Annotated in this window: 6 protein-coding genes; all 6 read left to right on the plus strand. The window is 71.2% G+C overall.

Annotated elements, in window-relative coordinates:
• On the plus strand, positions 1 to 1,303 hold a 1,303-nt coding region (locus tag TFC3_RS17765), incomplete at its 5' end, for an acyltransferase (protein WP_369819627.1).
• A 142-nt stretch (positions 1,304 to 1,445) separates the two neighbouring features.
• Positions 1,446 to 1,904: a chemotaxis protein CheW gene (locus TFC3_RS17770; protein WP_236718181.1), complete on the plus strand. Its 459-nt coding sequence runs from the start codon at positions 1,446 to 1,448 to the stop codon at positions 1,902 to 1,904.
• The gene (locus TFC3_RS17775; RefSeq protein WP_067506969.1) at positions 1,901 to 3,301 is read left to right on the plus strand and encodes a protein-glutamate O-methyltransferase CheR; all 1,401 of its coding nucleotides are present in this window, start codon (positions 1,901 to 1,903) and stop codon (positions 3,299 to 3,301) included. The genes TFC3_RS17770 and TFC3_RS17775 overlap by 4 nt, the downstream gene beginning before the upstream one ends.
• Entirely contained in the window at positions 3,298 to 3,834 is a 537-nt protein-coding gene (locus TFC3_RS17780; protein WP_067501058.1) for a chemotaxis protein CheW, read from the plus strand. Before TFC3_RS17775 ends, TFC3_RS17780 begins: the two co-directional genes overlap by 4 nt.
• Complete coding sequence (locus tag TFC3_RS17785; protein WP_067501060.1) at positions 3,834 to 5,300, plus strand: methyl-accepting chemotaxis protein; 1,467 nt, start codon at positions 3,834 to 3,836, stop codon at positions 5,298 to 5,300. Before TFC3_RS17780 ends, TFC3_RS17785 begins: the two co-directional genes overlap by 1 nt.
• Positions 5,297 to 5,638 (plus strand): Hpt domain-containing protein (locus TFC3_RS17790; protein WP_173745331.1); only part of this gene is annotated, 342 nt, incomplete at its 3' end. The genes TFC3_RS17785 and TFC3_RS17790, both read left to right, overlap by 4 nt.

Consider the following 5,638-nt stretch of genomic DNA (forward strand, 5'->3'; position numbering starts at 1 on the left):
CCGTTTCGCGGTGCGCAACCGCTACCTGGACCTGCTCCGGGCCGCCGCCATCGTCCGGGTCGTGGTCTACCACCTGTTCGGCTGGCCGTGGCTGTCGATCCTGCTGCCCGCGATGGGCATCATGTTCGCCCTGGCCGGTTCGCTGACCGCCAATTCTCTCGACAAGCGTCCCGCGCGCCAGGTCGTCACGTCCCGGATGCGCCGCCTGCTGCCGCCGTTGTGGCTGCTGGGGCTGCTGGCCGTGCCGGTCATGCTGGCCACGGGCTGGGCCAGCCAGGACGATGGCGACCACCCGTGGAGCTGGAAACTGGCCCTGTGGATCCTGCCGATCGGTGACCCGCCGGGCAGCCAGGCCGGCATCGACGCGTGGGAGCCGCTCTGGTACATCCGTGCCTACCTGTGGTTCGTGCTGCTGTCGCCGCTGCTGTACCTGGTCTACAAGAAGGTGGGCTGGTTCGCGGTGGTCGCGCCGGTCGCGCTGATGGCGGTGCTGGACAAGACCGGCTTCGAGCTGCCGTTCGGGCGCGCGGATGCGGCGATGTGGGACTTCGTGACGTACGGGTCCTGCTGGATCGCCGGGTTCGCCCACCACGACGGGCGGTTGCACCGGCTGCACCCGCGGGTGGCCTGGCTGGGCGCCATCGGGCTGGGCCTGGTCGCGCTGTACTGGCTGCACGGGCATCCCGGCGAGGGCGGGTTCGACCTGAACGACGTACCGGAATCGCAGGCCCTGTGGTCGCTGGCGTTCGTGCTGGTGGCGCTGCGCTGGGAGCCGGACATGACGTGGCTGTCGTACCTGCGGCCGGTGGACCGTGCGGTGACACTGCTGAACAGCCGGGCGGTGACCATCTATCTGTGGCACAACATCGCGATCGCGGCTATCTGGCCGGTGCTCACGGTGCTGACGCTCGATGATCTGGGCGCAGGCATGGAGGGGCCGGTGGAGCTGGGGATGACGGTGGCGCTGACGGGGGTGGCGGTGCTGGCGTTCGGGTGGGTCGAGGATCTGGCGGCGCGGCGGCGGGCGCGGTTGTGGCCTGCGAGTGCGGAGTCGGCGGCTCAAGCTCGGGCGAGCGCGCAGGCCGGAACAGGCGGTCACGCCGCCGAGGCTGCTGCGCTCACAGAGCCGGTTCAGGCGGATGGCCCCGAGGTCACGCTGGTCTTCCGGACTGTTGAGCCGGAGGTGCGGCATCCGGCCTCGCGGCGGGATGTTTCGGATGTGACGCCCGGGCAGCGGCGGTCGGCGCAGGAAAACTACGAGGAGCCGATGGTGTCCTGGTTCAGCGACGGTGACCGGCGGTAGCAACCGCAGTTCGGGGGCAGCTCGGGAACGCCGCCGACCAGCGTCCCTCAGCCCCGGGAAGTGAACCGTTTTCGGGTGATGCGGTGGAATAGCCCGCTAGCCTGAGCGAATGGGGCAGCCCGGACAAACGGTGCCACCGGCAGTGACGACTGCCGGTGTGCAGTCGCTGGTGTTCCGGGCCGGGTCGCTGCTGTGCGCTCTGCGCCTGGACGAGGTCATCGAGACCATGCGCCCGCTGGCGACGCATCCACTGGCCGGTACCCCCGCGTATGTCAGTGGGATCTGCATCATGCGCGGCGTGCCCACACTGGTCGTCGATGTGGCCCGGCTGCTCGGCGGCGGCCAGGCCCAGATTGCCCGGTTTATCGCCGTGCGTTCCGATCAGGGGCCGATGGCGTTCGCTACCGGGGAGATCTCCGGCGTGCTCCCGGTCGATGCCGACGCCGCCGCGCGCCACGAGGCGTTGCTCGGTGACGCCCAGGCGCGTCTGATTGCCGCCGTCGGCACCATCGACACCGAGCCCGTCCTGTTGTTGCGCAGCATGCGCCTGGTGCCCGACGAGGTGTGGGCCGCTGCCGCGAACCTGGCGGGTACGTCGTGATCCACGAGTCCGACGTCGCCCAGTTCCGGTCGCTGCTGTCCGCCAGGCTGGGCTGGGTGTTCGACGACAACGACGTCGCCCAGCTCGGCACGGTGCTGCGCCGGCGCAGCGAGACCACCGGCATGGACCGGTCCTCGTATCTGGCCCGGCTGACCCGCGTTGACTGGGAGGACGAGCTCAGCGAGCTGGCCCGCGAGCTCACGATCAACGAGACGTACTTCTTCCGCCACGGCGAGCAGTTCCGGGCCCTCGGGCAAACCGTCCTGCCGGACCGGATCCGGGAGCGGGCCAACCAGCGGGTGCTGCGGATGCTGTCGGTCGGGTGTTCCTCCGGTGAGGAGGCGTACACGCTGGCCATCATGGCCCGCGAGGTGCAGCCGGACCCGGGCTGGATCGTCTCGGTGCTGGGGCTGGATGCCAGCCCGGCGATGATCGAGCGGGCCCTCATCGCGCGGTACTCGTCCTGGTCGCTGCGCGAGACCCCGGACGCGATCCGGCAGCGCTGGTTCCACCCCCGCGACAGCCTGTACGAACTCGAGCCCGCCATCCGCGAACTGGTGCAGTTCCGTCAGCACAACGTCGCGGCCGAGGAGCGCGTGCTGTGGCGCGCCGATCAGTACGACGTGGTGTTCTGCCGCAACCTGTTGATGTATCTGACCAGCGACGTGCAGGCCACGCTGATCCGGCGGATGACCCGTTCGCTGGTCCCGGGCGGCTACCTGTTCCTCGGGCACACCGACTCGCTGGGCAGCCGCCCCGAGGGCCTGGAACCGGTGCACAGCCACCGCACGTTCTACTACCGCCGGGCCACCGCCACCGTCGCCCCGGCGCCGCGGATGTCGCAGGTGCCGCCGCCCGCACCGGCGAGCCCGCCCCGCATCCCGCTGACCGCGCCCCGGCCCACAGCGGCGGCGTACGAGCGTGCCCTCACCCTGCTGCGCGACGAACGCTTCACCGATGCGCTCGGCGTCCTCGAGCACGTCGCGTCCACCCAGCAGGAGATGCTGCTGCTCGGCGTGCTGCTGACCCAGGCCGGCCGGTTCAGCGACGCCGAGACGATCGGCCGGCGGCTGCTGGACACCGACGGGTTGTACGCCGACGCGCACCACCAGCTGGCCGTCTGCCTGGAGGGTGGCGGGTCGACCGACGGCGCCATCTCGCACTACCGGCTGGCCGCGTACCTGGACCCGGAGTTCGCCATGCCGCGGCTGCGGCTCGGGTTGCTGGCGCGCCGCCGCGGGGAGAACCGGGTGGCCGGCATCGAGCTGGACCGGGCTCTGGAGCTGCTGCGTCAGGAGCGGGAGGAGCGCATCGTGCTGTTCGGCGGTGGCTTCGGCCGGATCGCGCTGACCACCCTGTGCCGTGCCGAGCTGGATGCCTGCGGGGTGCGGCGATGAGCCCGGCCAGCGTGGTGACGGCCCGGCTGCAGGGGCTGCGCGCCGACTTCGACCGCTCGTTCGCCGAACCGGCACGCCGCCACGACGCCGAGTACGCCGAGTTGCTGGCCGTGCACGCCGGCGGCCGCCCGTACGCGTTGCGGCTGTCGCAGGCCTCGGGGGTGCACTCGGACCGGCCCGTCACTCCCCTGCCGGGCCCGCAGCAGGCCCTGCTCGGCGTGGCCGGGTTCAGCGGGGCGATCGTGCCCGTCTACGACCTGGCCGCGCTGCTCGGGCATCCGATTCCGGAGCGCCCGCGCTGGCTGGTGCTGACCGCCGGGTCTCCCCCGCTGGCGCTGGCCTTCCACGAACTCGACGGCCACGTCCGCGTGGACGAGGCGGTCATCGTCGGCGAGGCGGACGGCCACGACAGCCGCGACGTGCTGCGCGGCATGGTGCCGCTGCCCGGCGGCACCCGCCCGATCATCGACCTGCCCGCGGCGCGGGCTGTGGTGCACCAGCTGACCGGCCACCACCTTGCGGAGGAGCACTGATGGCGAGAAGGACGTACGGCAAGAAGCTCTGGCTCGGCTTCGGCGTCACCGTGGCGCTCACCCTGCTCATGGGGGCGTCCTCGGTGTTCGCGCTGAGCCTGGTGGTCAACGCCAAGGACGATGCCATCAACCTCGCGGTGGACGACCTGGTGTACAGCGAGCACCTGACCACCAAGATGGAGACCCGCATCGGCGACTGGCGGCTCTTCCTGCTCAACGGTTCGCAGGACGCGCTCACCGAGAGCGAGAAGGACCGGACGGAGTTCCTCAGCACCGTGCAGAAGCTGCGCACCACGCTGGACGATCCGACCGCGTTGACCCTGCTGGATCAGGTGTCGGCGGCCGAGGCCAAGCATGCCGCCGAACTGGACCGGGTGGCCGAACGCCGCCAGGCCCTGACGAACCTGACCGACATCAACGACCTCAACGCCTCAGCGGTCGGGCCGCTGCGCGAGGCGATGCGCGAGGCGATCACCGCCCTGATCAGCCGGGTACGCCTCGACGTGGAGACCGCCCGCAAGGACGCCTCCGACCGGGCCACCGAGGCGATGGTGCTGATCATCGCGCTGGCCCTGCTGGCCACGGCGTTCGCGTTCGTGGTGGCCTGGCGGCTCGGGCGCGACCTGCGCCGCGATGTCGGCGCGGCGGTCGGGCACATCCAGAGCTCGTCGGCGCAGCTCGAAGCGGCCGCCGCGCAGCAGGCCGGCGGGGGCCGCGACCAAGCCAGTGCGATGAACGAGATCACCACGACGATCAGCGAGCTGCTGATCACCTCGCGCCAGATCGCCGACAGCGCCCAGCGGGTGTCGAAGATCGCCGAGGACACCGCTGACGCCGCACTGACCGGTGACGCCACCATCGACCAGACCCGGGCGTCGATCGCCGCGATCCGCAACCAGGTGGACCAGATCGTGCAGCACATGCTGGCGCTGGGTGAGAAGTCGCAGCAGATCGGCGGCGTGGTGGACCTGGTGTCGGAGCTGGCCGAGCAGACGAACATCCTGGCCATCAACGCGACCATCGAGGCCAGCGGGGCCGGCGAGTGGGGCCGGCGCTTCGCCGTGGTGGCCGAGGAGATCCGCAAGCTCGCCGACCGTACCGCCGGATCGGCCAAGGAGATCAGGGCCCTCATCGAAGACGTCCGAGGGGCTGTCAACACCACGGTCATGGCCACCGAGATCGGTGCCAAGAGCGTGGACGCCGGGGCCCGGCAGTTCGACGACGCGACCAACTCGTTCCGGCGCATCGCCCAGCTGGTGGCCACCACCAACGAGGCGACCCGGGAGATCGAGCTGTCCACCGCGCAGCAGTCCACCGCGGTGGAGCAGGTGAACGTCGCCGCGTCGGACACCGCCCGGGTCACCCGCGAGACCGAGGCGAGCGCGGTGCAGACCAAGCAGACCGCCGCGCATCTGAGCAACCTCTCCGGTGACCTGCTCGAGCTGGTGGGCACCGGCCGGCGATGAGCCAGGATCCGCTGCGGTACTTCCGCGTCGAGGCGCGCGAGCTGGTCGACCAGATCAGCGCGGGCGTGCTCGACCTCGACCAGCAACCCGGTACCGAGCCGGTGGCCCGGTTGCTGCGGTTCGCGCACACCCTCAAGGGCGCTGCGCGGGTGGTCCGTCAGCAGGAGATCGCGGACCGGGCCCACGCGTTCGAGGAGGTGCTGGTCCCGCATCGCGCGGACGGGGGCGCGCTGCCCGCCGACGAGATGCGCGAGCTGCTGCGCCTCAACGACGAGATCGAGGGGTATGTCGCCGCGCTCGAACCCACGCCGGAACCGGCCCCAGCCCCGGCACCGGCC

It is taken from the genome of Actinoplanes sp. TFC3 (assembly GCF_001553785.1).
GTDB lineage: Bacteria > Actinomycetota > Actinomycetes > Mycobacteriales > Micromonosporaceae > Actinoplanes.